At 55.0% G+C, this 23,548-nt stretch carries 17 protein-coding genes; all 17 read right to left on the bottom strand.

Features of this window, described 5'->3' with window-relative positions; all coding sequences use genetic code 11:
• Nucleotides 1-58: 58 nt before the first annotated feature.
• Nucleotides 59-703, bottom strand: a complete 645-nt coding sequence (locus tag WKK33_RS06110; protein ID WP_337932945.1) for an HAD family hydrolase — start codon at nt 701-703, stop codon at nt 59-61.
• Between the two features lie 133 nt (nt 704-836).
• A complete protein-coding gene (gene rpiB, locus WKK33_RS06105; RefSeq protein ID WP_337932943.1) occupies nt 837-1,280 on the bottom strand; it encodes a ribose 5-phosphate isomerase B in 444 nt (147 codons plus the stop codon).
• A gap of 11 nt (nt 1,281-1,291) precedes the next feature.
• On the bottom strand, nt 1,292-3,316 hold the full coding sequence (locus tag WKK33_RS06100) for a transketolase (RefSeq protein WP_337932942.1): 2,025 nt from the start codon (nt 3,314-3,316) through the stop codon (nt 1,292-1,294).
• Nucleotides 3,317-3,626: 310 nt separating this feature from the next.
• On the bottom strand, nt 3,627-5,219 hold the full coding sequence (locus WKK33_RS06095; protein ID WP_337932941.1) for an FGGY-family carbohydrate kinase: 1,593 nt from the start codon (nt 5,217-5,219) through the stop codon (nt 3,627-3,629).
• Nucleotides 5,220-5,226: 7 nt separating this feature from the next.
• Entirely contained in the window at nt 5,227-6,768 is a 1,542-nt protein-coding gene (araA, locus tag WKK33_RS06090; RefSeq protein WP_215759176.1) for an L-arabinose isomerase, read from the bottom strand.
• Between the two features lie 89 nt (nt 6,769-6,857).
• Entirely contained in the window at nt 6,858-7,556 is a 699-nt protein-coding gene (locus WKK33_RS06085) for an L-ribulose-5-phosphate 4-epimerase (RefSeq protein WP_337570634.1), read from the bottom strand.
• A 91-nt stretch (nt 7,557-7,647) separates the two neighbouring features.
• On the bottom strand, nt 7,648-8,325 hold the full coding sequence (locus tag WKK33_RS06080) for an NUDIX domain-containing protein (RefSeq protein ID WP_337570744.1): 678 nt from the start codon (nt 8,323-8,325) through the stop codon (nt 7,648-7,650).
• Nucleotides 8,326-8,421: 96 nt separating this feature from the next.
• Nucleotides 8,422-10,146 (bottom strand): sodium/solute symporter, encoded by a 1,725-nt coding sequence (locus tag WKK33_RS06075; protein ID WP_337468940.1) that lies wholly within the window; start codon nt 10,144-10,146, stop codon nt 8,422-8,424.
• Between the two features lie 40 nt (nt 10,147-10,186).
• Nucleotides 10,187-11,380 carry an aldose epimerase family protein gene (locus tag WKK33_RS06070; RefSeq protein ID WP_215759180.1) on the bottom strand — a complete coding sequence of 398 codons (1,194 nt, stop codon included), beginning with the start codon at nt 11,378-11,380 and terminating at the stop codon, nt 10,187-10,189.
• A 539-nt stretch (nt 11,381-11,919) separates the two neighbouring features.
• Nucleotides 11,920-13,080 carry a galactokinase gene (gene galK, locus WKK33_RS06065; protein WP_337932938.1) on the bottom strand — a complete coding sequence of 387 codons (1,161 nt, stop codon included), beginning with the start codon at nt 13,078-13,080 and terminating at the stop codon, nt 11,920-11,922.
• 34 nt (nt 13,081-13,114) lie between these two features.
• A complete protein-coding gene (locus tag WKK33_RS06060) occupies nt 13,115-14,353 on the bottom strand; it encodes an MFS transporter (RefSeq protein ID WP_321105356.1) in 1,239 nt (412 codons plus the stop codon).
• Between the two features lie 96 nt (nt 14,354-14,449).
• Nucleotides 14,450-15,538, bottom strand: coding sequence for an aldose epimerase family protein (locus WKK33_RS06055; RefSeq protein WP_287767826.1), 1,089 nt, complete (start codon nt 15,536-15,538; stop codon nt 14,450-14,452).
• Between the two features lie 98 nt (nt 15,539-15,636).
• Nucleotides 15,637-16,956: a folylpolyglutamate synthase/dihydrofolate synthase family protein gene (locus WKK33_RS06050; protein WP_337932937.1), complete on the bottom strand. Its 1,320-nt coding sequence runs from the start codon at nt 16,954-16,956 to the stop codon at nt 15,637-15,639.
• Between the two features lie 15 nt (nt 16,957-16,971).
• Nucleotides 16,972-18,141 (bottom strand): molecular chaperone DnaJ, encoded by a 1,170-nt coding sequence (dnaJ, locus tag WKK33_RS06045; protein ID WP_337932936.1) that lies wholly within the window; start codon nt 18,139-18,141, stop codon nt 16,972-16,974.
• Between the two features lie 50 nt (nt 18,142-18,191).
• On the bottom strand, nt 18,192-18,779 hold the full coding sequence (locus WKK33_RS06040; protein ID WP_215759186.1) for a nucleotide exchange factor GrpE: 588 nt from the start codon (nt 18,777-18,779) through the stop codon (nt 18,192-18,194).
• Nucleotides 18,780-18,876: 97 nt separating this feature from the next.
• Complete coding sequence (locus WKK33_RS06035) at nt 18,877-20,499, bottom strand: ATP-binding cassette domain-containing protein (protein ID WP_337932935.1); 1,623 nt, start codon at nt 20,497-20,499, stop codon at nt 18,877-18,879.
• A gap of 496 nt (nt 20,500-20,995) precedes the next feature.
• Nucleotides 20,996-21,868, bottom strand: a complete 873-nt coding sequence (locus tag WKK33_RS06030) for an RNA polymerase sigma factor RpoD/SigA (protein ID WP_337468945.1) — start codon at nt 21,866-21,868, stop codon at nt 20,996-20,998.
• Nucleotides 21,869-23,548 lie beyond the last annotated feature (1,680 nt).

Raw genomic sequence — 23,548 nt, 5'->3', positions numbered from 1 at the left:
AATATCAAATATATAACTATAGTTAAGCGATTAATATCGCATCACTAGTAATAGCCTTTTACTGTATCATGTCTGCGATTTGCTCGAAGTGGTCGGCGATGGCGTCGGCTCCTGCTTGCATCAGGCTTTGGCGCGATCCGTTGCCATAGGTTACGCCAATGGTGGCGCATCCTGCGTTGCGACCCATGAGGATGTCGAAATGGGTGTCGCCCACCACCACGGCATCGGCGGGCTCCAAGGAGAAGTGGGCGAGCGTCTTGCTGACGGGCTCGGCGTGGGGCTTGGCGAGCGTTACGTCCTCGGCGCCCACCACATAGCTGATGATGTGGTTGAGGTGGAACGTATGTATAAACTGGCATACCGACTGGTGGCCGCGACTGGTGGCTATGGTGAGCAGCAGGCCGCGGGCGTGGAGCTGGCGAAGGGTGGCCGCCACATGGGGGAACATGGGTACGCCGAGCTCACGGTTGACGTCCTCGAAGATGCGGCGGTAGCAATGGGTGCACGCCTGGGCCATGCTCGCCGACATGGGCTCCAACACGGGGAACGCCTCGAGGAGGGGCAGGCCGATGGTGGCCGCTATCTCGGCGTCGGTGTGGGGAGGAAGGTGCATGGCGCTGAGGGTGCGGTGGAACGTGTTGACGATGACGGGCTTGGTGTCGGCCAGGGTGCCGTCGAAATCGAGGATGACAATCTTTTTCATGTGGGATGATGCGTGCGATAGGATGGGGGTGTGGGGGTTAAAAACAGAACGCCTGGGTAGGGCAAAAAGCCTTGCGCCTCCATAGGGGGGACGCAAGGCTTGATGGTATAGATAGGGTGGGGGCGTCGGCCTGTTATCCCTGTACGGGAATCTTGTCGACGCGGCGCTGGTGGCGCCCTCCCTCAAAATCGGTGGCGAAAAACTCGTCGAGGATCTTGCGGGCCATGTCGTTGTTGATGAAGCGGCCCGGCAGAACAAGCACGTTGGCGTCGTTGTGCTGGCGGATGAGATGTGCGATCTCGGGCATCCAGCACAGGCCAGCGCGGATGCCCTGGTGCTTGTTGAGCGTCATGGCGATGCCCTCGCCCGATCCGCAAATGCCGATGCCGGGGTAGACCTCGCCGCGCTCCACCCCCTTGGCCAAGGCGTGGCCGAAGTCGGGATAGTCGCAGCTCTCCTCGCTGAGGGTGCCATAATCCTTATAAGCGATGCCTCGCTCGTCGAGGTATTGCTTGACAAACTGTTTTAAGGCGAAGCCAGCGTGGTCGCTGGCCAAGCCTACGGTCTTTACCTCCATGGGGGGAACGGTTAGCGGTTCAGGAACTCCTTCACCTGGTTGTACACGTTCTCGCCGGTGTAGCCCAACTTCTCATCGAGCACCTTGTAGGGAGCTGAGAAGCCGAAGCTCTTCATGCCGAACACCTTGCTGTTGGGGCCAATGCCCACCAAGCCCTCGAGCGTGCAGGGGAGACCGGCGGTCATGCCAAACTTCTTGACGTTGTAGGGCAGAACAGCCTCCTGGTACTCGGCCGACTGGCGGCGGAACAAGCCCTCGGAGGGAGCGCTCACCACGCGCACCTTGATGCCGTCGCGGCGAAGGGCCTCGCAGCCCGACTCGAGCGTCGACACCTCAGAGCCGCTGGCCACGAGGATGACGTCGGGGTTCTCGTCGGAACCTGCCACGATGTAGGCTCCCTTGCGTGCCTCCTCATAATTGTTGCCGGCGGGCAGCTTGGCGATGCCCTGGCGAGAGAGGATGAGCGCGGTGGGGGTGTTGGTGTTCTCCATGGCCATGGCCCAGCAAACGGTGGTCTCGTCGGCGTCGGCAGGACGGAACACGCGAACGCTGTCCTGACCCTTGTGGTTCTGCAACTTCTCCATGAGGCGGATCTGGGCCTCCTGCTCCACGGGCTCGTGGGTAGGACCATCCTCACCTACGCGGAAGGCGTCGTGGGTCCAAATGAACTTCACGGGAACGCCCATCAGGGCGGCGATGCGAACAGCGGGCTTCATATAGTCGGAGAAGACGAAGAAGGTGCCCATGGCGGCGATGACACCACCGTGGAGCATCATGCCGATGCACATGTCGGCCATGGTGAGCTCGGCCACACCGGCCTGGAAGAAGGCGCCGCTGAAGTCGCCCTTCTTCAGGGCGTGGGTCTGCTTCAGGAAACCGTCGGTCTTATCGGAGTTGGAGAGGTCAGCTGAGGCGCAGATCATGTTGGGAACCTGCTTGGCCAGCTCGGCGAGGCAAGCGGCAGATGCGGCGCGCGTGGCAGAGCCTTCCTTCTGCTCCACCTTGCTCCAATCGACCTTGGGGGCCTTGCCGCTGAACCACTCGTCCATCTGAGCCTTGAGCGCAGGGTTCTCCTGGGCCCAGGCGGCCTCGGCGGCCTTGCGCTTGGACACGATGGCCTTGAGCTCCTCGGCACGGTCGGCATAGAGCTTCTTCACATCGTCGAAGATGACGAAGGGGTTCTCGGGATCGCCACCCAGGTGCTTGATGGTGTTGACGTAAGCGCCATCGCCCAGGGGTGCGCCGTGGGTCTTCACGTTGTGCTCGTAGCTGCTGCCATCGGCCTTCAACGCACCCTTACCCATAACGGTCTTGCCGATGATGAGGGTGGGGCGCTCCTGCTCCTGCTTGGCGGCGTCGAGGGCCTTGCGGATCTGGGCCACATCGCTACCGTTGATTTCGATGACATTCCAGTTCATGGCGCGATACTTGGCGGCGGTGTCCTCCTGCATGACCTCGTTGCACTCGGTGGAGAGCTGGATGTCGTTGGAGTCGTAGAACATGATGAGGTTGTTGAGCCCCAGCACGCCGGCGAGACGGCCTACACCCTGCGAGATCTCCTCCTGCACGGCGCCATCGGAGATGTAGGCGTAGATGGTGTGCTGCATCATGGTGGATCCCAGACGGGCCTCGAGGAACTTCTCGGCGACGGCGGCACCGGCTGCCATGGCGTGGCCCTGGCCGAGCGGACCGCTCGAGTTCTCAATGCCGCGAACAACGTCGAGCTCGGGGTGGCCGGGACAGGGTGAACCCCACTGGCGCAGCTCCTGGATCTCGTCCAAGGTGAAGCGGCCCTGAAGGGTGAGCGCTGAATAAAGCATGGGGCTCATGTGGCCTGGGTCGAGGAAGAAGCGGTCGCGTCCGGTCCAGGTGGGGTCTGTGGGGTCCCAAACCATGTACTCGGAGAAGAGCACGTTGATGAAGTCGGCGCCACCCATAGCACCGCCGGGGTGTCCTGACTTGGCTTTCTCTACCATGGAAGCAGCCAAGATACGGATGTTGTCGGCTGCATGGTTCATTACTTGAATGTCATTCATTGCTGTAATATTTTAGTTTTGTTGGTTTTGTAATGTGTTAATAAACCCTCTTATTGCACAAAGTTACTATTTTAATTTATAACCACGATGGATTTGGCGGGTATTTTGGTGTTTAATACGTTTTTCTTGAGTTTTGCGTCGGTGAGACGGGCGATGGCACTTCGGGGTAGAGGTGATGGTAAAAATAATCCGCAACCAACCTTCATAGCATGGCTCCTGTGTGCTTACCGAAGGTAACGTTTTCGATACATGGTAAATGGCAGAGGAGTGTGATAATCAGGTGATTGCGGATCATTCTTCAGTCTATGCTTTAGTCTTTGTTTTGAACAGCGGCCTGTTCAATGGCAAGACCCTTCTTGTAGCTTTCGATGTAAGCGTTGAAGCCTTCCACCTCCTCGGTGGTGGGCGTTACCTCGGTGCCCTTGTTGCCGGCGAAGACCTTCTGGTCGAGGAAGTCGGCAAGCGACTGGTGCTTGCTGCTGTTGACGAGGTAAGATGCCAGGAGCGCCATACCCCAAGGACCACCTTCGCCTGCGGTCTTCATGACGGAGATGGGCAGGTTGAGGGCGGCGGCGAGGATGCGTTGGCCCACCTCGGGAGTGGTGAAGAAGCCACCATGGCCCGTGAGGCGGTCTACTTGAACCTTCTCGTCTTTGAACAGGATGTCGTTGCCAATCTTGAGCACGGCCACAGCGCCATAGAGGTTGGCGCGCATGAAGTTGGCCAATGAGAACACATCGTTGGGAGAGCGCACAATCATGGGGCGACCCTCGTCGAGACCTGTCACGGGCTCGCCCGAGAAGTAGTTGTAGGCCATCAGGCCACCGCAGTTGGGGTCGCCCTTGAGGGCTGTCTGGAAGAGCGTAACGAACAGTTGGCCCATGTCGACCTTATGGCCGTTGGCCTCCAGGCACTCCTTGAAGATGTTGACCCAAGCGTTGATGTCGCTCGTGCAGTTGTTGCAATGAACCATGGCGACGGGTGCGCCGTCGGGCGTGGTGACGATATCGATGCTCTTATAGGGCTGGCTGAGGTTCTTCTCGAGCACAATCATCGAGAACGATGAGGTGCCGCAACTTACGTTACCCGTGCGCTGGCGAACGGCGTTGGTGGCTGCCATGCCCGTGCCGGCGTCGCCCTCGGGAGGACACATGGGGATGCCTGCCTTCAGGTGGCCCGACGGGTCGAGCAGCTTGGCGCCCTTGGCGGTGAGGCAACCGGCTTCCTGGCCGGCAACGAGCACCTTCGGGAGGATGTCGCGCAATTTCCAGGGGTAGCCCTTGGGAGCCACGAGCGTGTCGAACTTCTTCACCATCTTCTCATCGTAATCCTTGGTGTCGGGGTCGATGGGAAGCATGCCCGAGGCGTCGCCAATGCCGGTGACGCGCTCACCCGTCAGCTGCCAATGGATGTAGGCGTCGAGCGTGGCCAGGTAATCGATATCCTTCACGTGGCTCTCGCCGTCGATGATGCACTCGTAGAGGTGAGAGATGCTCCAACGAAGGGGGATGTTGAAATTGAACAACTCAGACAGGCGGGCGGCTGCCTTGCCCGTGTTGGTGTTGCGCCATGTGCGGAAAGGCACCAAGATCTCCTGGTTCTTGTTGAAAGCCATGTAGCCGTGCATCATGGCACTAACGCCAATGGCTGCCAGGTTCTCCAGCTCGATGCCATACTGGTCCATCACATCCTTGCGAAGGGTGGCGTAGCAATCTTGCACACCTTCCCAGATCGACTTGATGCTGTAGGTCCATAAGCCGTTCTCCAACTGGTTCTCCCATGTGTGGGAGCCCTGTGCGATGGGGGCGTTGTCGCCATCGATAAGCACGGCCTTGATTCGTGTGGAACCAAACTCGATGCCAAGCACGGCCTTGCCCTGCTGTATAGTGTCTTTTGCTGTCATGCCAATATTACTTGAGAGCCTTGTTAAGCATGTAGTAAACCTCGTTGTTGCGGAGCTGCTGCTTGAAGTCGCTGATCGTGGTGTTCTTGTCGATGTTGACATGCTCGATGCCTAAGATCTCAGCGAAGTCGTCCCAGTACTCGGCGGTGATGTCGTAAGAGAAGGCGCTGTGGTGTGTGCCACCAGCGAGGATCCATGCACCGGCTCCCACCTCGAATGAAGGCTGGGGCACCCAGAGGGCAGAGGCAACGGGGAGCTTGGGCATGGGCTTGGGCTCGATGCACTCCACCTCGCTTGTGATGAGACGGAAGCGGTTGCCAAGGTCTACTACTGTGGCCTTGATGCCATGGCCGGTCTTGGATGTGAACACGAGGCGTGCGGTCTGCTGCTTGCGGATGCCGATGCCGAGGAAGTGTACCTCGAGCTTGGGCTTGTCGGTGGCGATGAGCGGGCACACCTCGAGCATGTGGCTCTGGAGCGATGAGGTGCAATCGGCGGCGAAGTTCAGGGTGTAGTCCTCAAGGAATGAGCAACCCTTAGAAAGGCCCTGGTTCATCACCCACAGGGTGCGATAGAGGCAAGCCGTCTTCCAGTCGCCCTCGGCGCCGAAGCCGTAACCCTCAGCCATCAGGCGCTGAGAAGCGAGGCCGGGAATCTGGTCGAATCCGCAGAAGTTAGGATCGTTGATGTCGGCGTCGCCAAGGTCGTCGAAGTTGGTGGTGAAAGCTGTGGCGTTCTCGTCCTTGAGCACGCGGCGGAGAGCGATCTCGGCCTTGGCAGAGTTCTTCACCTTCTCCCAATAAACCTCCTCGCCCGACTCGTCGATCTTGATGGTGTAAGCCTTCTTGTACTCCTCAACAAGGGCGTCGGCCTCGGCGTCGGTCACCTTCTTGTAGTACTCCATCAATGAAGAAACGGGATAGTAGTCGACGTGGTAGCCGAGGCGCTGCTCAAACTCTACGCGGTCGCCATCGGTAACGGCAACGTTGTTCATGTTCATACCAAACATCAGGCAGCGCACGTTGTGGGCGTCGGCAACGCCAGCGGCAACGCGGGCCCATGTGGCGATCTGCTTCTGAGCCTCTTCGCTCTTCCAGTAACCCACAACAACCTTGCGGGGCACGCGCATGCGGGTGCAGATGTGACCAAACTCGATGTCGCCGTGAGCCGACTGGTTGAGGTTCATGAAGTCCATGTCGATGTCGTTCCATGGAATTTCGGCGTTATACTGTGTGTGGAAGTGGAGGAGCGGCTTCTTCAGAGCCTGAAGGCCCTTGATCCACATCTTGGCGGGTGAGAAGGTGTGCATCCAGGTGATGATACCAACGCACTTGTCGTCGTTGTTGGATGCCTTCATGATGGCCTCCACCTCGGCTGATGAGTTGGCGGTGCCCTTATATACTACCTTGATGGGAATGATGCCGCTATTGTTCAGACCATCCACCATCTCCTTAGAGTGGCCATCAACGATCTTAACTGTCTCGCCTCCATAAAGGAGCTGTGCGCCGGTAACAAACCACACTTCTAAATTTTCGAATGCTTTAATCATAGTTGTTTGTTTTTAATTATTAGTAAGTTCTTGAATGCTATGTGGGGTCAGCGTCTCCGCCCGGGGTGGGGCAGAGACCTGACGGTTGGTTATTTCTTCTTCTGACCGTAGTAGGCGTTGGGGCCGTGCTTGCGGTTGAAATGCTTCTCCACCAACAGGGGGTTCATCGTGGTGTGGGGGTTGACGGAGAACGACACAAAGGCCATCTTGGCCACCTGCTCGGCCACTACGGCGTGGTAGACGGCCTCGTCGGCGTTCTTACCCCAGGTGAAGGGACCGTGGTTCTTGACGAGCACACCGGGAGTGTGCACATAGTTGATGTTGTCTTTCTTGAACTTGTTGACAATCACCACGCCCGTGTTGAGCTCATACTCAGCCATCATGTCGGCGGTCATGTCGTCGGTGCAGGGGATGGCGTCGTGGAAATAGTCGGCGTGTGTGGTGCCGATGCTTGGGATGTCGAGGCCTGCCTGGGCCCATGCCGTGGCATAGGTGGAATGGGTGTGAACCACACCGCCAATCTCGGGGAAGTTGCGATAAAGCTCCAAGTGGGTGGGAGTGTCGCTCGAGGGGTTGAGGTCGCCCTCCACCACCTTGCCTGTCTGCAGGTCGACCACCACCATGTCGCTGGCTTTCATGTCGTCGTAGCTAACGCCCGAGGGCTTGATGACAACAAGACCTTTCTCACGGTCAATGCCCGACACATTGCCCCAGGTGAAGAGCACCAAATTGTGCTTAACCAAGTCGAGGTTGGCTTGGAATACTTTTTCTTTTAATTCTTCTAACATATCCTTTAAATTTTTATGGTTCAAATATGGGATGGACTAACAGGCATGGGCCTCTGCGGTGTGTAGCCGATTCGGTCTGTGGCCAAGCGGCTTAAAGCCTGAAGGTCTGGTCGTTGTTGTAAGCGTCTTGGTTGAAACGATACAAGGCGGCGCCACGCTTCGATGTCAACTTGTCGATGTGCTCGGTCTTCTCGATGACATCAATCTGCTTGATGCGCTTGCGGAAGTTGCGCTTGTCGATTTCCTGGCCCAGGATGGCCTCGTAAACATGCTGCAACTGGGTGAGCGTGAACAGCTCGGGCAAGAGGTTGAAGCTCAACGGCTCTGTCTTGATGCGGTTGCGAAGCATCTTGACGGCGTCTTTCACCATGATGTTGTGGTCGGAGTAGAGCTGGGGCAACTTCTCGAGTGGCACCCACTCCAAACCATATTTGGTGAGCATCGACTCATCGTAGTCTTTCACGTTGATGAGGGCGCAATAGGCCACCGATACCACGCGCTCTCCCGGGTCGCGGTGGATGGCGCCATAAGCCCCCGACTGCTTCATGTATTGGTCCTTGAGGCCCGTCATTTGGAAGAGCACACGGTTGGCTGCTTCATCCACACTTTCGGTGGGCTCCACAAAGTCACCATGGAGCGACCATTGGCCATTTCCGGGGTCCATCTTGCGTTTGCCGATGAGCACCTCAAGCTTAAATCCATCAAAACCGAAGACTATGCAGTCAACGGAAACGAAATACTTTGTGTGTTCTTTGTAAAATCCAGTCATGCTTATAGGTTATTTTTCAAATCAGTACAAGCCTCTTTGGAAAACGCGTTTCCAAAAGAGACTTGCAATGCGTATGGGTTAGTCTTGCTTGCCGATTTACCAGAAGTACCAGTAGAATGCTGCGCAAAGGCCAATCACGAGGAGTGAGCCAATGATGTCGAAGGCACCCCAACTCTCACGGATCGACTTCTTGAAGTCGGATGTGAAGGTGATGGCTTCCACCTGCTCCTTGCTTGGGGCGGGAGTGAAGCAGCTCACCACAACCATGAAGATGATGAGGAACACGAGCAACCAGCACTCGAACACCAGCCAGTTGGTCTGCCAGAACCATGTGGTGGCGTTCCAGAAGGCGCCGTCCATGGTGGACTTGCCGGTGTCGGTAATGACGTTGGTCACGAGGCGGAGCATTCCGATGAGGAAGCCCACGATCATGGTGTACTCACCAGCCTTAGGCGTGATCTTCTTGAAGAAGATACCCATGGCGAACACGGCGACCATTGCCGGAGCCAACAGCGACTGGATGCCCTGGAGGTAATTATACAAGGTGTCCATCTTCATCATGATGGGCAACCAAGCGAAGCCAAGCACCACCACGACAACCGTGGCGACACGACCTACGAACACGTAGTGGGCCTCCGACATGCCCTTCTTCAGGGGCTTGTAGAAGTCCTCGGTGAAGAGGGTGGCGCAGCTGTTGAAGAAGGCGGCCAACGAAGCCACGAGAGCGCAGATGAAACCGATGGTTACGATACCCTTGATACCTGCGGGCAGCACGGTCTTCACCATGATGGCGAAGGCAGCATCGGTCTCGTTCATCTGAATGGCACCCTTCTGAGCCAAGGCGGCGGCAATCATACCAGGAATGAGGAACATGAAGCAAGGAAGAACCTTGAAGAAACCTGCGGCGATGGTGCCACGGCGGGCGCGCTTCATCACCTCAGCGTTGCTTTCGCCAGGAACCTGACCCAACACACGCTGAACGATGTGCTGGTCGGTGCACCAATACCAGAAACCGATGATGGTGGCGCCGATGAACACTACGAAGCCAGGATACTCCTGATACATGGAGTCGCCCTGCTCCCAGTGGAACATGTGGGTTGTGCCATAGCCGTTGTTCAGCTTGCTGCAATAGTCCATCATGTCGGTCCAACCGGCCGAGATGCTTCCACCACCGAGGGTAGAGAGGCCGAGGAAGAGCACGAGGAACGAACCGATGACGAGGATAGGTGTCTGGATGGTGGAGAGGGTCATAACGCCCTTCATGCCACCGAACACGGTGAAGATGGTGGTGAGGACGATCAGGCCGATGGCTCCTGCCCAGAAGTTCAGGCCCCAAAGGTATTCGAAGAAGATACCTCCCGTGAGGGCGGTAACGCTCACCTTCGTGAGAATATAGGCAACGAGAGTGATGATCGACAGCCATGAACCCGTGCGCTGGGTGTAGCGGAATTTCAAAAAGTCGGGCATGGTGATGATCTTACCCATCTTGTTGATGAGCAACTGATAGAATGGTACGAACAGCCATCCCAAGATCAGAATCATCCAACCCTGCATCTCCCAGTGGGCCATACCTACACCACTCTTGGCGCCTGTGCCTGCCAAACCTACAAGGTGCTCGGAACCGATGTTGGCCGCGAAGATGGCCATACCGATTACGTACCAGGGCTCTCCCTTACCAAAGAGGTATGCAGAAGAATCTTCGCCTTTCTGAGCTTTTCTGTCCTTAACGATCGCATGCCACACTGCCCATATCACGCCGATTACGCCAATGGCGAGCACGGCCCAGTCGAGCCATACGAACTCTGTTGAATTCCAATTCATTGTTTCTAATTGGTTTTGTTATTGTTAATGTTTTTAGTTGTTATTTCACGGAGAATTTGTAAACCAGGTGGCTATAATATTTCTCGCCTGGCTTCAGGTATGGATTGGAAATCTCCCATCCCTTTGTCTTCGCCACAATCTTGGTGGGGCTATCGGGATACTTCTGGCTCTCGAAGCAAACGCTTACGTGCTTGGGGTACTTAATGCCATGCTTGCAAGCGATGCCTGTGCCCTGGAAGTTGCCGGTGTAAACTTGTATGCCTGGCTCGTTGGTAAACACCTCGAGCAAGATGCCCGTCTTCGGTGAGTAGAGGCTGGCAGCCACCTGTGTGTCGTCGCCCTTGCCATCCTTGAAGGTGTTGAGGCACCAGTTGTGGTCGTAACCCGTGGCGTTGCGAATCTGGTCGTAGGTGGTGTCGACGATGGTCTCGCCAATGGCGTGTGCCTTGCGGAAGTCCATGGGTGTGCCGGTCACCTCCTTGATCTCGCCAGTGGGGATATACTTGGCGTCGGCGGGAGTGAACTTGTCGGCGTTGATATACATCACCTGGTCTACGCCCTCTTTAGATGGGTCTCCGTTGAGGTTGAAGTAGCTATGGTTTGTCATGTTGACCACGGTCTCCTTGTCGGTGGTGGCTCCAAACGTAATGTCGAGCGTGTTGTTGCTCTTCACCACGTAGGTGGCTGTGGCCTTCACGGTGCCGGGGAAGCCATTCTCGCCGTCGGGGGCGGTGATGGCGAATGTCACCGAGCTGTCGGTCTTCTCCTGCACATCATACACCTTATTGAGCCATCCGGTGTTGCCACCGCCGTGCAAGCAGTTCTCGTTGTCGTTGGCGCGCAACTGATAGGTCTTGCCGTCCACCACGATCTTCGAATCCTTGATGCGGTTGGCGTAGCGACCTACGCTTGACCCATAGTCGGAGGGGCTGTTGAGCGTGTCGGCGTATTGCTTGATGTTGTCGTAGCCCAATACGACATCGGTGGGCTTGCCATCCTTGTCGGGCACGCAGATGCTCACTACGCGGCCACCATAATTGGTGAGGCACACCTCCATGCCGTTGCTATTTTTGATGGTGATCAGCTCGGTCTTCTTGCCGTTCAGCGTTGTGTCGAAATTGGCGGGGTTCAGGCCAGAGACGGTCTCGACGGCAGACTGTCCTCCGCCGGCGCATGATGTCAAAGCCGCAACAGCAAGTCCGGCTCCAAGCAGTAGGTTCCTAAAGTTTTCCATACTAAAGAGTTGTTAGTTGATTGGTTCTTGTAATTTGTTGGTAAAGATACTACTTTTCTGTGAAAGTTGTATCAGTTTACACCCATTATTTTTCGAAAAAGGGCATTTTTACACTCCTTGACATAAATCAACTGGTAAAATTGTCCATTTTATGGTGTTATTGGCCAAGAATGGGGATGTAAATGTTGAATGTTGAAAGTTGGGCGTGGAATGGGATGTAATGTTGGGTGTGGAATGTTGAGTGTAGGACAATGCGCCATGTGGAACCACCTTATTGTAACATGTAACATGTAACAATGTAACGTTTTCGTAAGGGAGCTTTGGGTTGTGTGGGGTGTCGATTGTGGGGTGTGGAATGATGAGCGTTGGATAATGTGGAAATGTGGAAGCACCTTATTGTAACATGTAACATGTAACAATGTAACGTTTGTGGGGTGGGTAGGGAAGCGTGTGCATAAAAAAAGACCTGCTGCCTTTTCGGGCAACAGGTCGTGGGTTATGTCATTTATTTCGTTATGTGCGAAATGACGTGTCGATGCTTAGCAGATCTTTCTTGAGCCGTCGCCAATGACCACATTGATGACCTCAGGCTCATGACCATACTTCTCGTTGAACTTCTTCTTGGCATCAGCGATGAATTTGTCGTAAACCTCATCCTTCACCAGGTTGATGGTGCAACCACCGAAACCACCGCCCATGATACGTGAACCCGTCACGCCATTCTCCTTGGCGATGTCGTTGAGGTAGTCGAGCTCTTCGCAGCTCACCTCATACTCCTTGCTCAGGCCGTAGTGGGTCTCGTACATCTTCTGGCCAACGGTCTCGTAATCGCCCTTCTCAAGAGCCTCACTCACAGCGAGCACGCGGTCTACCTCACCCAGCACGAAGTGTGCGCGTGTGTAGTCCTCCTCGCTCACCACAGCCTTCACGGCCTCCAGCTCATCCCAGTTGGCGTCGCGGAGCGTCTCAAACTTCTTATCAGGGAAGTGGCTGCTCAGCGCCTTCACCACGTTCTCGCAAGAGTTGCGGCGATCGTTGTAGGGTGAACCCTTCAGCTCGTGCTTCACCTTAGAGTTGAGCAGAACGAGCTTGTAGCCCTTGGGCTCCCAGGGGAAATACTCAAACTCGCGGCTACGGCAGTCGAGGCGCATGAGCTTGCCCTTCTGTCCGAAGACTGAAGCAAACTGGTCCATGATACCGCAGTTAACGCCGATATACTTGTGCTCTGTTGCCTGACCAGCCAACACCATGTCCCACTTAGAGACCTTGTTGTCGCCAAACAGATCGTTGAGCGCGCAAGCGAAGCAGCTCTCGAGCGCGGCTGACGAAGACATACCAGCTCCCAATGGAACGTCGCCAGCGAAGGCAGCGTTGAAAGGCTTCACGTCTACGCCCAGAGCTCTCATCTCCTGCACTACGCCGTAGATGTAGCGAGCCCATGTGGCTGACGGACCCTTAGGATCGTCGATCTTGAAATGAACCATGTCCTTCAGGTCGATAGAGTAGACGTTGCATGTCTGCTGGCCGTTGGGGCGAACCTCAGCCATGATGCCCTGCTCCACAGCGCCCGGGAAAACAAATCCACCATTATAGTCGGTGTGCTCACCAATAAGGTTGATGCGGCCAGGTGAGTGGTAGATGTTACCTGTCTTGCCGTCGAAATGCTTGATGAAGCGACTTCTTACATATTCAATCTCCATAGATGTATTTTTTAAAAAGTTAATAGAATCTTACTTACTTTCCAAGACCCACCTTCGATCCCCAGTTGCAGAACCAGATGATGTATGCGTAGAAGATGAAGAGGCAGCAGCTTGCCACGATAACGCTGGTAGAGTCGACCAACTTACCCATGACAGGCATCAGCAGGGCAGCGCCAATCACACCAGTGTTGATGACGCCCGTAGCCGACTTGGTGTGGGGACCGAGCTCCTGGAGACCCAGGTTGAAGATCAAAGGCCACATCACGGAATGGAACAAACCAGCGGCGATCATGCACCAGATACCCACCATGCCGGGGAGAACAACGCTCAGCAGGATGCATGCGGCACCCAGCACCAGGCAAGAGGTGAGCAACTTGCGCGGCTCAAACTTGGCGAGGATGGCGGCACCGATGAAACGGCCAACCATCATGCCACCCCAGTAGAATGCGAGGTAGCTGGTAGCGATCGAGGTATAGTCCTCGCCTGCGCCGAGCATGTCGCGGAACTTATAGGGAAGCATGGAAGGAACGCCAATCTCAACACCCATATACATGAAGATGCCGAGTGCGCCCAACCAAACGTGGGGATACTTGAACACAGAGCTCTTATACTCGCGGTGGATACCAGCGTCCTCAGCCTGCTTGCCCTCGTCGATCTTCGGGAGCTTCAGGAACACCAGGATGACGCAGATGGCCAGCGTGAAGATACCCAAGCCCAGGAACGGAGCGGGGACAGCCGATGGCGTGGGAGCCTGGTTGCGGATGATGACGTAAGTGATGAACAGCGGAGCCAACGTGGTGGCCACGGAGTTCAGGGCCTGGCTCAGCGTCATGCGGAAAGCGCCCTTCTCAGGCGAGCCGAGAACCATGACGTAGGGGTTGGCCACGTTTTGCAGCATCACCACACCGCAAGCCACCAAGCACATGCTGGCCAAGAACACGGTGTAAACGTTGGCCTGTGCTGCGATGGCCGAGTTGATGCCGATGGAGTTGATGACGAAGCCAATTCCGGCAACCGCCAAACCCAGGATAAGGGTACCCTTGTAGCCAATCTTGCTCATGAGCATGGCGAACGGTATGCTCAGCAGGTAGGCGCCGTAGAAGGCGGTGTTGACATACTGGCCTTGCTGAGCTGTCAGGTCGAAAGCCTTAGAGCAGAAAGAAATCATAGAGTTGTTCATCGTCGTGATGAATCCGATGAGGAAGCACACGATGAAGACAACGATCAGCGCAAACGTGTAGTTGGGGCGCTGCGTTTGAGGAGTTTGTGACATATTTGTTTTGATTCAGTTATTGTTCATTCATGAATAGGGAGAAAGATGAATTCCAACTGGAACTCATCCTCCCCCCTCTTATTTCTTAGGTAGACGTTATTTCTCCACGCCAAACTTATAGATGGTCTTTTGCTTATACTGCTCGCCCGGCTTCAACACGACGTTCGGGAAATAGGGTCGGTTGGGAGTGTCGGGGAAATGCTGTGCCTCGAAGCACACCGATGAGCGCTTCGGGAATGAGGCGCCACACTGTCCGTCCTTGCCGTCGGCCCAGTTGTCGGTGTAGAGCTGCACGCCAGGCTCTGTGGTGTAAACCTCCATGGTGCGTCCGCTCACCGGCTCAACCACCTTGGCAGCGAACGACAGCTCTCCAAACTCCTTCTTGTTGAGCACGAAGCAATGGTCGTAGCCTGCACCGTTCTTGATCTGCTCGTCGTCGGCGTCGATGTCTTGGCCGAGCGGCTTGGGAGCGCGGAAATCGAACGGTGTGCCCTCCACCTTCAGGATTTCGCCTGTGGGGATGGATGTGTCGTCGATGGGGATAAAGAAGTCGGCGTTGATTTCGCAAACCACATTATCAACCGTCGGTGTGGGGTTGGCAATACCGGCCAACGAGAAGTAACCGTGGTGTGTGAGGTTGATAATCGTCTTCTTGTTTGTGGTGGCGAGATACTCGATGATGAGCTCATCGTCGTCGGTGAATGAGTATTCGACCGAAACTTTCACCTCTCCGGTGTAACCCTCTTCTCCGTAAGGACTTACGAGGTTGAGCGCCAATGTGTGTTCGCCCATCTTCTGGGCTTCCCATACGCGAAGGTTGTAGCCCTTCTTGCCGCCGTGCAGGTGGTTCTTGCCGTTGTTCACAGCCAAGTGGTAGGCCTTGCCGTTGAGGGTGAAGTTGCCCTCGCAGATGCGGTTGCCATAGCGACCAATCAATGTTGACTTATATGGCGAGTCGGACTTTTGTGCGGCCTCGATGCTGTCATAGCTCTGAATGACATTGGCCAGTTCTCCATTTTTATCGGGAACGAACACGCCGACGACTGCACCGCCGTAATTGGTGATGGCTACAACGTGACCTTTGCTGTTCTTGAGGAAAAAGAGATCTGTCTTCTTTCCGTCCACAGTGGCCTGATAATTGGATCTTTTCAGGCCGCCGAAGTTTTCTGTTTCAGTCGTGCTCATAATATTGAATAGTTTTTAGTTACTTTATCTATCTGCAAAGTAACTAAAAATAAACGATAATCGCAAGATAAAATAGAGAAAATACGGACAACATGATGTTAAAAATCGTTTAACGCCAACAAATCGGCCACGACGTAGCTCGATCCACCAACAAAAACGAAATCGTTTTGGCCTGCCTTTTCCATTGCCTTACGGTATGCTTGCTCCACGTTTCCGCAGTTGTCGCCCTGCAAATGGTGCTGCTGGCCCATCTGTGCCACCTTTGCCGAGGGCACGGCTCGATGTGTGCTGGCTTGCGTCCAATAGTAGGTGGCGTCCTTGGGGAGCATGTCCATGACGGCGCTGATGTCCTTGTCGTCGACCATTCCAAACACGATGTGCTTGTGGTGGCACTTCTGCATGGCTATCTGCTCCGCCAGGTAGGTCCATCCGGCGGCGTTGTGGCCTGTGTCGCAAACGACCAGTGGGTGCTGGTGCAACGTCTGCCAACGGCCTTGCAGGCCTGTCGACTCACACACGTTGGCGAACCCGTCTGCCACATGCTGCTCGCTGATCTTGAAGATGGGGGCTTCCGGGAGGCCCTTGGCGTGGGCTTTTCCTTGGAGCACATCGATGGCTGCCAAGATGGTGTTGGTGTTCTTGGCTTGGTATTCGCCACCCAGTTGGCCATGGAGCGACCCCAGGCTGCGCGTCTGGTAATCGATGCCACCCTGTTGGCTGAACTGCCAATTTGTCACCTCCCTGTTGTGCTCGGCGAAGAGGATGGGGGCTCCCTGCTGCTCGGCCTTGGCCTGGAACACGGGAGCGGTCTCGGCTTGTGTCTCGCCGACGACTACGGGTACACCTATTTTTATAATACCCGCTTTTTCGCCTGCGATCTTTTCGAGCGTATGGCCGAGGAATTGGGTATGGTCGAGGCTGATGTTGGTGATGACCGACAATACGGGTGTAATGATGTTTGTGCAGTCGAGTCGGCCTCCCAGTCCCACCTCGATGACGGCCACGTCGACCTGTTGCTCCTTGAAGTAGAGGAGCGCCATGGCGGTGGTCAGTTCGAAGAACGAGGGGTGGAGGGGCTCGAAGAAGGCGCGATGGTCGGCCACGAAGTCGACAACGCGTTTCTTGCTGATCATCTGCCCGTTAACCCTTATGCGTTCGCGGAAATCTACAAGGTGTGGCGAGGTGTAAAGTCCCACCTTGTAACCTGCGGCTTGGAGAATGGCTGCCAAGGTGTGTGAGCACGATCCCTTGCCATTGGTGCCAGCGATGTGTATGGTTTTGTATGAGCGGTGAGGATGTCCGAAATGTTCATCCATCGCCAACGTGTTTTCCAATCCCTCCTTATAGGCAACAGCACCCACGTGCTCGAAGACCGGGGTGCTGTTGTATAGGTATTCTACGGTTTCTTGATAATCCATGAAGATGGCCCTATTCTAATTGAAACAATTCTTGAACATGTCGAAGATGCTCTTCTTGGTTGTAGAGTCGCTCTTGAAGTTCTCACAATTCTTGAGCGACTCGATGGCCTTCCTCTCCTCCTTTGTGAGCGTCTTGGGCACGTAGACGCTGATTTTCACTACCAGGTCGCCTGTTCCCGATCCGTATCCTCTGAGTGCGGGAAGTCCCTTTCCTCTCAGTCGGACGGTCTTGCCGGGTTGCGTTCCCGATTCGATCTTCAGCGTCACCTTGCTGCCGTTGATGGTTGGAATTTGCACCTCGCCTCCTAATGCCGCCGTTGGGAAATCGAGCAGCAGGTTGTAGATGATGTCTTGCTTGTCGCGTGTGAAGGTGTCGTTCTTCTCCTCCTCAATCAGCACTTGGATGTCGCCGTTGACACCATTGTGTGGTCCGGCGTTTCCTTTTCCGCCAACGTTGACCACCATTCCCTCTTCGACGCCTGCAGGGATGTCGATTTCCACGATCTCGTCGCCTTTCACGACGCCCGTGCCGCCACACTCCTTACATTTGTTTTTGATGACGGTGCCTTCGCCATGGCAGGTGGGACATTCCGACTGTGTGGTCATCATGCCGAGCGGTGTGCGCACGGTGCGTGCCACCACGCCCGATCCGTGACATGTGGGGCAGGTCTCGGGCTGTGAGCCGCCCTCGGCTCCTGTGCCGTGGCAATGGGTGCACACCACGTCTTTCTTGACCTTGAACTTCTTGGTTACGCCCGAGGCTATGTCCTGCAACGACAGTTTCACCTTCAGTCGGAGGTCGGTGCCGCGGTACACGCGCTGCTGGCTTCCGCCTCTTACACCTCCGAAGCCACCAAATCCGCCAAATCCGCCGTGCCCGCCGAAGATGTCGCCAAACATCGAGAAGATGTCGTCCATGTCCATGCCGCCTCCGCCGAAGCCACCGCCAAATCCGCCTTGTGGGCCATTGAAGCCAAACTGGTCGTATTGCTGGCGTTTCTGTGGGTCGTGCAAGACGTCGTAGGCCTCAGCTGCCTCCTTAAACTTCTCCTCGGCCTTTTTGTCGCCGGGGTTGCGGTCGGGGTGGTATTTGATGGCCAGTTTGCGGTATGCTTTCTTTATGTCATCCTCGCTTGCGTTCTTGTCCAAGCCCAGAACCTCGTAATAGTCTCTTTTCTCTGCCATTTGTGTGTTGGAAATTCAGATTCTTTATTAGAATGAAGGGGTGTAGGGCCTTATTGTCCCACGGCTACCTTGGCGTGGCGAATGACCTTGTCGTTCATGGTGTAGCCCGTCTGCAGGCAGTCGACCACCTTGCCCTTCTTGTCGTCGCCCATGCCGGGAACCATGGCCACCGCCTCATGGTAGTCGGTGTCGAAATCCTTGTCTTTGGTTTCTATCTGCTTTACTCCCAGGCTCTCCAGGCTCTTCACAAACTTGTTGAAGATGTTCTGTATGCCTTCCTTGATGGCCTTGGGGTCGTCGCTCTTGTCGGCTATGGCGCGCTCAAAATCGTCGAGTACGGGGAGGATGGCGGCCACCGTTTTTGCGCCACCGTTGAGGATGAGCTCGGTCTTTTCCTTCAGGGTGCGCTTCTTGTAGTTGTCAAACTCGGCCACGGTGCGCAGGTACTTGTCCTTCAGCTCTTCGATCTGCTTCTGTGCCTCTTCCAATGGGTCGGCCTCAGGGGTCTCCTCTGTTTTGGCGTCTGTGTTTTCCTCAGAGGCTGCAGCCTCCGTTTCGGGCTTGTTCTCGGCAGCCTTGGGGGTTGCTTCTTCGCCGTCCACGTTTATCTTTCTGCTTTTATCTTTTGAATCTGTCATGATATGTGTATATTTAATATAGTCATGTAGCATACAAAAAGTGTGCCACATGACTATCTGTTGAAGGTAGACTTTGTGGAAAGTCGTTACTTCTTATTTACGCGTTGTACATTTTGGCCTTCTGCTCCTTGATGGCCTCGTCATGGATATACTCGTCGTAGGGCATCATCTTGTCGATGGTTCCGCTGGGTGTGAGTTCGATGATGCGGTCGGCCACGGTCTCTATGAACTCATGGTCGTGGCTTGAGAAGAGGATGTTTCCCTTGAAGCTCACGAGGTTGTTGTTGAACGCCTGGATGCTTTCGAGGTCGAGGTGGTTGGTGGGCGTGTCGAGTATCAGGCAGTTGGCGTTTTGCAGTTGCATGCGTGCGATCATGCAGCGCATCTTCTCGCCGCCCGAGAGCACATTCACCTTCTTCTCCACCTCCTCCTGACGGAAGAGCATGCGTCCCAGGTAGGCCTTCATGGCCACCTCGTTGCCGGGGCCGTACTGTGAGAGCCAGTCGACGAGGTTGAGGTCGCTCTTGAAGAACTCGGTGTTGTCGAGTGGGAGGTAGGCCGTTGTGATGGTTACGCCCCACTTGTAGGTTCCTGCGTTGGCCTGTCGGTTGCCGTTGATGATCTCGAAGAGGGCGGTCATGGCCTTGGGGTTATGGCTGAGAAACACCACCTTCTGTCCCTTCTCGATGTTGAAGTTCACGTTGTCGAAGAGCACTTGTCCCTCGTCGTCGACGGCCTTCAGTCCCTCCACCTCAAGGATTTGGTTGCCTGGCTCGCGCTCCATCTGGAAGATGATGCCCGGGTACTTACGGCTCGACGGGCGTATTTCCTCCACGTTGAGCTTCTCCAGCATCTTCTTTCGGCTTGTGGTTTGGCGGCTCTTTGCCACATTGGCAGAGAATCGGCGTATAAACTCCTCCAACTGCTTTTTCTTCTCCTCGGCCTTCAGCTTTTGGTTCTGCGCCTGTCGGAGGGCGAGCTGTGAGCTTTCGTACCAGAAGCTATAGTTTCCGGCGAAGACGGTCACCTTTCCGAAGTCGATGTCGATGGTCTGTGTGCTGACCGAGTCGAGGAAGTGGCGGTCGTGGCTCACCACGAGCACCGTCTGGTTCTCGTCGATCTCTCCGAGATAGTTCTCCAACCATTCCACGGTGTCGAGGTCGAGGTCGTTGGTGGGCTCGTCGAGCAGCAGGTTGTCGGGTTTTCCGAAGAGGGCTTTTGCCAGCATGACGCGCACCTTCTCGTTGTTGGAGAGGGCGGTCATCTGCTTGTGGTGGGCATCCTCCTTCACGCCGAGGTTCTGCAGCAGTTGGGCTGCGTCGCTCTCAGCCTCCCATCCGTTCATCTCGGCAAACTTCTCTTCGAGCTCGGCTGCGCGGTTGCCATCCTCTTCGGTCATCTCTGCCTTCGAGTAGAGAGCCTCGCGCTCCTTCATGTTGTTCCAGAGCGCCTCATGACCCATGAGAACGGTGTCCATCACGCTGTATGCGTCATACTTAAAGTGGTCCTGCTCGAGCACCGACAGGCGTTCGCCTGGGCCCATCTCCACAGTTCCTTTGTTTGGCTCCAAGTCTCCACTGATGGCGCGCAAGAGGGTTGATTTACCCGCACCATTGGCGCCGATGACGCCGTAGATGTTGCCACGGGTAAATTTGATGTTTACGTCTTTGTAAAGTACACGTTTGCCAAACTGTATGGCTAAATTTGTAAGAGTGATCATTAATACTAATACCTTTTGTATGATATAGAAATTGTTTGCAAAGTTACTCAAAAAAAACGAGAACCAAGCGCGTTTGCGTCTCAATTCTCATTTTTATGCGGAATGTTTTATAATGTTGAAGGTTGAGTGTAGGGTGTTTTTTTCTATGTGGAATGTTGTTGTGTTGCCAATGTTGAATTGGGGAATGCGACATGTGGAACCACCTTATTGTAACATGTAACATGTAACAATGTAACGTTTTGTGCGTCTGTCGGGGTTCGTTGGTAGGTTCGTCTGCCGGGGTTCGTCTAACTGGGTTCGTTGGTAGGTTTGTCTGCCGGGGTTCGTCTAACTGGGTTCGTTGGTAGGTTCGTTGGTAAGTTCGTCTAACTGGGTTCGTTGGCAGGTTTGTCTAACAGGTTCGCCTGACGGCTACGCCCGTTGTGGGGCGCCGTTGTTTGGCCTAAGGCTGGCGCCCTTGCCTAAGGTGGGGCGGGGGCTGCCTTGTGGCTTGCCTTTAGCCGAGATACTTCATGAGGATGCGCACGTTGCCGCTCTCGCGCAGCTTGGCGATGCTTTTCTCGCGTATCTGTCGCACGCGCTCGCGTGTGAGGCCGAGCTGGGTGGCTATCTCCTCAAGTCCCATCTCGTTGCATCCTATGCCGAAGCACTCGCGTATGATGGTTGTCTCGCGGTCGTTGAGCACGCTCTCGAGCACGGCGTTGAGTTCTTGCGCCATGCTCTCGTGGTCCACCATCTTGTCGGTACGGCTGTCGTCGCCGCTGGCCATGATGTCGAGCATGGTGTTCTCCTCGCCGTCCTGGAAGGGCGCGTCCACGCTCACGTGGTGGCCGTCGGCCATCATGCTCTGCTGTATCTTGTCGGCGTCCACGTGCGTGGCGTCGGAGATCTCCTGGATGCTTGGTTGGCGCTGGTGCTCCTGCTCAAAGCGGTTGATCTCGTGGTTGATCTTGCTGAGCGACCCCACCTGGTTCAGCGGCAGCCTTACGATGCGGCTCTGCTCGGCGATGGCCTGCAGGATGCCTTGCCGGATCCACCACACGGCGTAGGAGATGAACTTGAAGCCGCGTGTCTCATCGAATTTCTGGGCAGCCTTGATCAAGCCGATGTTGCCCTCGTCGATGAGGTCGGTCAGCGACAAGCCCTGGTGCTGGTACTGCTTGGCCACGGAGACCACAAAGCGCAGGTTGGCGGTTACGAGCCTCTCCTTTGCCCGTTCGCCCTCGCGTCCTCCTTTCTTGATCTTTTGTGCCAGCGCTATCTCCTCATCGATGGAGATGAGTGGGGCCCTGCCTATTTCCACCAGATACTTGTCTAAAGCTTCACTTGCGCGGTTGGTGATGCTCTTCTGAATTTTTAGTTGCCTCATTATCTATGCTTTAAGCGCTTAGCCTTGTCGACGAAAAGCCAAACACGTTTTTCACTATCTAATCCATACAAAGATACAAATAATTTTCTTACCTTATTATATTTATAAACAAATATTAGCTTTTGCGGTCGGAAAAATGCGATTTTTAACATTTTGTAAGACTTACGCCCTTTGTTTCAGGGTGGTTGGGGCTATTTTTTTCGTTTTGCGCGTATATGTTCTCCAACAGATCGCAGATGCGCACAGATGCCGTTCGGGGTGATGGGGACAATCCCACAGGTCGCGCCGTCGCTGCGGCAGATAGCAGATTTTTGGCATGCGGAGTGCGTTTCTATGAGGGCGGTTTGCACAGGCATAGCTCGCTTGCCCTGGGCTATGCGCTACCTGGACATTCTGCCCCTTGGTTGTCTTGCAGACGGGAAAATGTTACATTGTTACATGTTACATGTTACAATAAGCACCTTCCGTGTGTCCGCACCTTCTTTCGGAAGCCTGAATTTGGGGGGTGTAAAAAATATATAGTATATATAATATATAAATTATATATACTATATATTTTCTATAAGCCCATCCTGCGCAATATGGAACCACCTTATTGTAACATGTAACATGTAACATTGTAACAAAATGGGCGCTGCGAAGAGGCGCTTGTGATGTGCATGTGAGAAAGGCTGTGCAAACCAGCGTCGCAAAACGCGACGCTGGTTCGCGTCATCATGGAGACTCGTGAAACGGCGAACGTTTCGTTTTCGTTCAGTCTTGGCGGTAAGACTGAGGTTGCCGGAGGGGATGGGGCCAGTTGAAATGACCCCATCGCCAAAGGGTTCGACAGGTGGCTCTGCCTGACCACGACAAAGGGGGTCGCGTAATACGACCCCCTTTGTCGTTATCACGGAGACTCGTGAAACGGCTAACAACCATGGCTCTGCCTGCCGCGCAAAAGGGTGTGGGTTGAAACCACCCCCTTTGTCACCGTCATGGAGGCCATGAAATGGTGAAGTGTTTCGTTCAGTCTTGGCGGTAAGGCTGATGTTGCCAAAGGGGATGGGTCGGGTTGAAACGCCCCCATCGCAAGGGTTCGGCTAATAACTGTGGCTCTGCCTGCCACGCAAAAGGGTGTGGGTTGAAACCACCCCCTTGGTCACCGTCATGGAGACCCATGAAATGGTGAAGTGTTTCGTTCAGTCTTGGCGGTAAGGCTGATGTTGCCGGAGGGGATGGGGTGGGTTGAAACCAACCCATCGCCAAAGGGTCGACAGGTGGCTCTGCCTGCCACGCCAAGGGGGTCAGTTGAAATGACCCCCTTTGTCGTCATCATGGAGACCCATGAAATGCGAACCGTTCGTTCAGTCTTGGCGGTAAGGAGACTCTCGGGGGGGGGGCGATCCCGGCAAGGACCTCGGTTGAACCGAGCGCATGTATGGCCTCAGGGCCTCAGGCGCCTGCCAATCCCTGCCACTTGCGCTCGTGGGCGCTAAGCCCTCGCGGGCGCTGGTGTAAGAGCAGCCACTGCCATTCGATAGGGGTGGCGGTCGCCCGTTTCAGTCCTGGTGTAAGAGAAGGTTAGTTTAACACAAATTCACGCATTATGGGGTCTCTGGCGTTTGGTGGTTATCAAAAATATTCGTACCTTTCCTCTATAAAACAAAAATGAATATCTCCGCAAAAGGTAACTAAACA

It is taken from the genome of Hallella sp. (assembly GCF_037460745.1).
Lineage (GTDB): Bacteria > Bacteroidota > Bacteroidia > Bacteroidales > Bacteroidaceae > Prevotella > Prevotella faecis.
The sequence above is the reverse complement of the archived record's forward strand: the minus strand, read 5'-3'. Positions and strand labels throughout refer to the sequence as shown.

Bases quoted from the DNA above. Each gene is read 5' to 3' on its own strand.
- WKK33_RS06110 (WP_337932945.1), bottom strand. From the start codon at position 703: ATGAAAAAGATTGTCATCCTCGATTTCGACGGCACCCTGGCCGACACC.
- rpiB (WP_337932943.1), bottom strand. From the start codon at position 1,280: ATGGAGGTAAAGACCGTAGGCTTGGCCAGCGACCACGCTGGCTTCGCC.
- WKK33_RS06100 (WP_337932942.1), bottom strand. From the start codon at position 3,316: ATGAATGACATTCAAGTAATGAACCATGCAGCCGACAACATCCGTATC.
- WKK33_RS06095 (WP_337932941.1), bottom strand. From the start codon at position 5,219: ATGACAGCAAAAGACACTATACAGCAGGGCAAGGCCGTGCTTGGCATC.
- araA (WP_215759176.1), bottom strand. From the start codon at position 6,768: ATGATTAAAGCATTCGAAAATTTAGAAGTGTGGTTTGTTACCGGCGCA.
- WKK33_RS06085 (WP_337570634.1), bottom strand. From the start codon at position 7,556: ATGTTAGAAGAATTAAAAGAAAAAGTATTCCAAGCCAACCTCGACTTG.
- WKK33_RS06080 (WP_337570744.1), bottom strand. From the start codon at position 8,325: ATGACTGGATTTTACAAAGAACACACAAAGTATTTCGTTTCCGTTGAC.
- WKK33_RS06075 (WP_337468940.1), bottom strand. From the start codon at position 10,146: ATGAATTGGAATTCAACAGAGTTCGTATGGCTCGACTGGGCCGTGCTC.
- WKK33_RS06070 (WP_215759180.1), bottom strand. From the start codon at position 11,380: ATGGAAAACTTTAGGAACCTACTGCTTGGAGCCGGACTTGCTGTTGCG.
- galK (WP_337932938.1), bottom strand. From the start codon at position 13,080: ATGGAGATTGAATATGTAAGAAGTCGCTTCATCAAGCATTTCGACGGC.
- WKK33_RS06060 (WP_321105356.1), bottom strand. From the start codon at position 14,353: ATGTCACAAACTCCTCAAACGCAGCGCCCCAACTACACGTTTGCGCTG.
- WKK33_RS06055 (WP_287767826.1), bottom strand. From the start codon at position 15,538: ATGAGCACGACTGAAACAGAAAACTTCGGCGGCCTGAAAAGATCCAAT.
- WKK33_RS06050 (WP_337932937.1), bottom strand. From the start codon at position 16,956: ATGGATTATCAAGAAACCGTAGAATACCTATACAACAGCACCCCGGTC.
- dnaJ (WP_337932936.1), bottom strand. From the start codon at position 18,141: ATGGCAGAGAAAAGAGACTATTACGAGGTTCTGGGCTTGGACAAGAAC.
- WKK33_RS06040 (WP_215759186.1), bottom strand. From the start codon at position 18,779: ATGACAGATTCAAAAGATAAAAGCAGAAAGATAAACGTGGACGGCGAA.
- WKK33_RS06035 (WP_337932935.1), bottom strand. From the start codon at position 20,499: ATGATCACTCTTACAAATTTAGCCATACAGTTTGGCAAACGTGTACTT.
- WKK33_RS06030 (WP_337468945.1), bottom strand. From the start codon at position 21,868: ATGAGGCAACTAAAAATTCAGAAGAGCATCACCAACCGCGCAAGTGAA.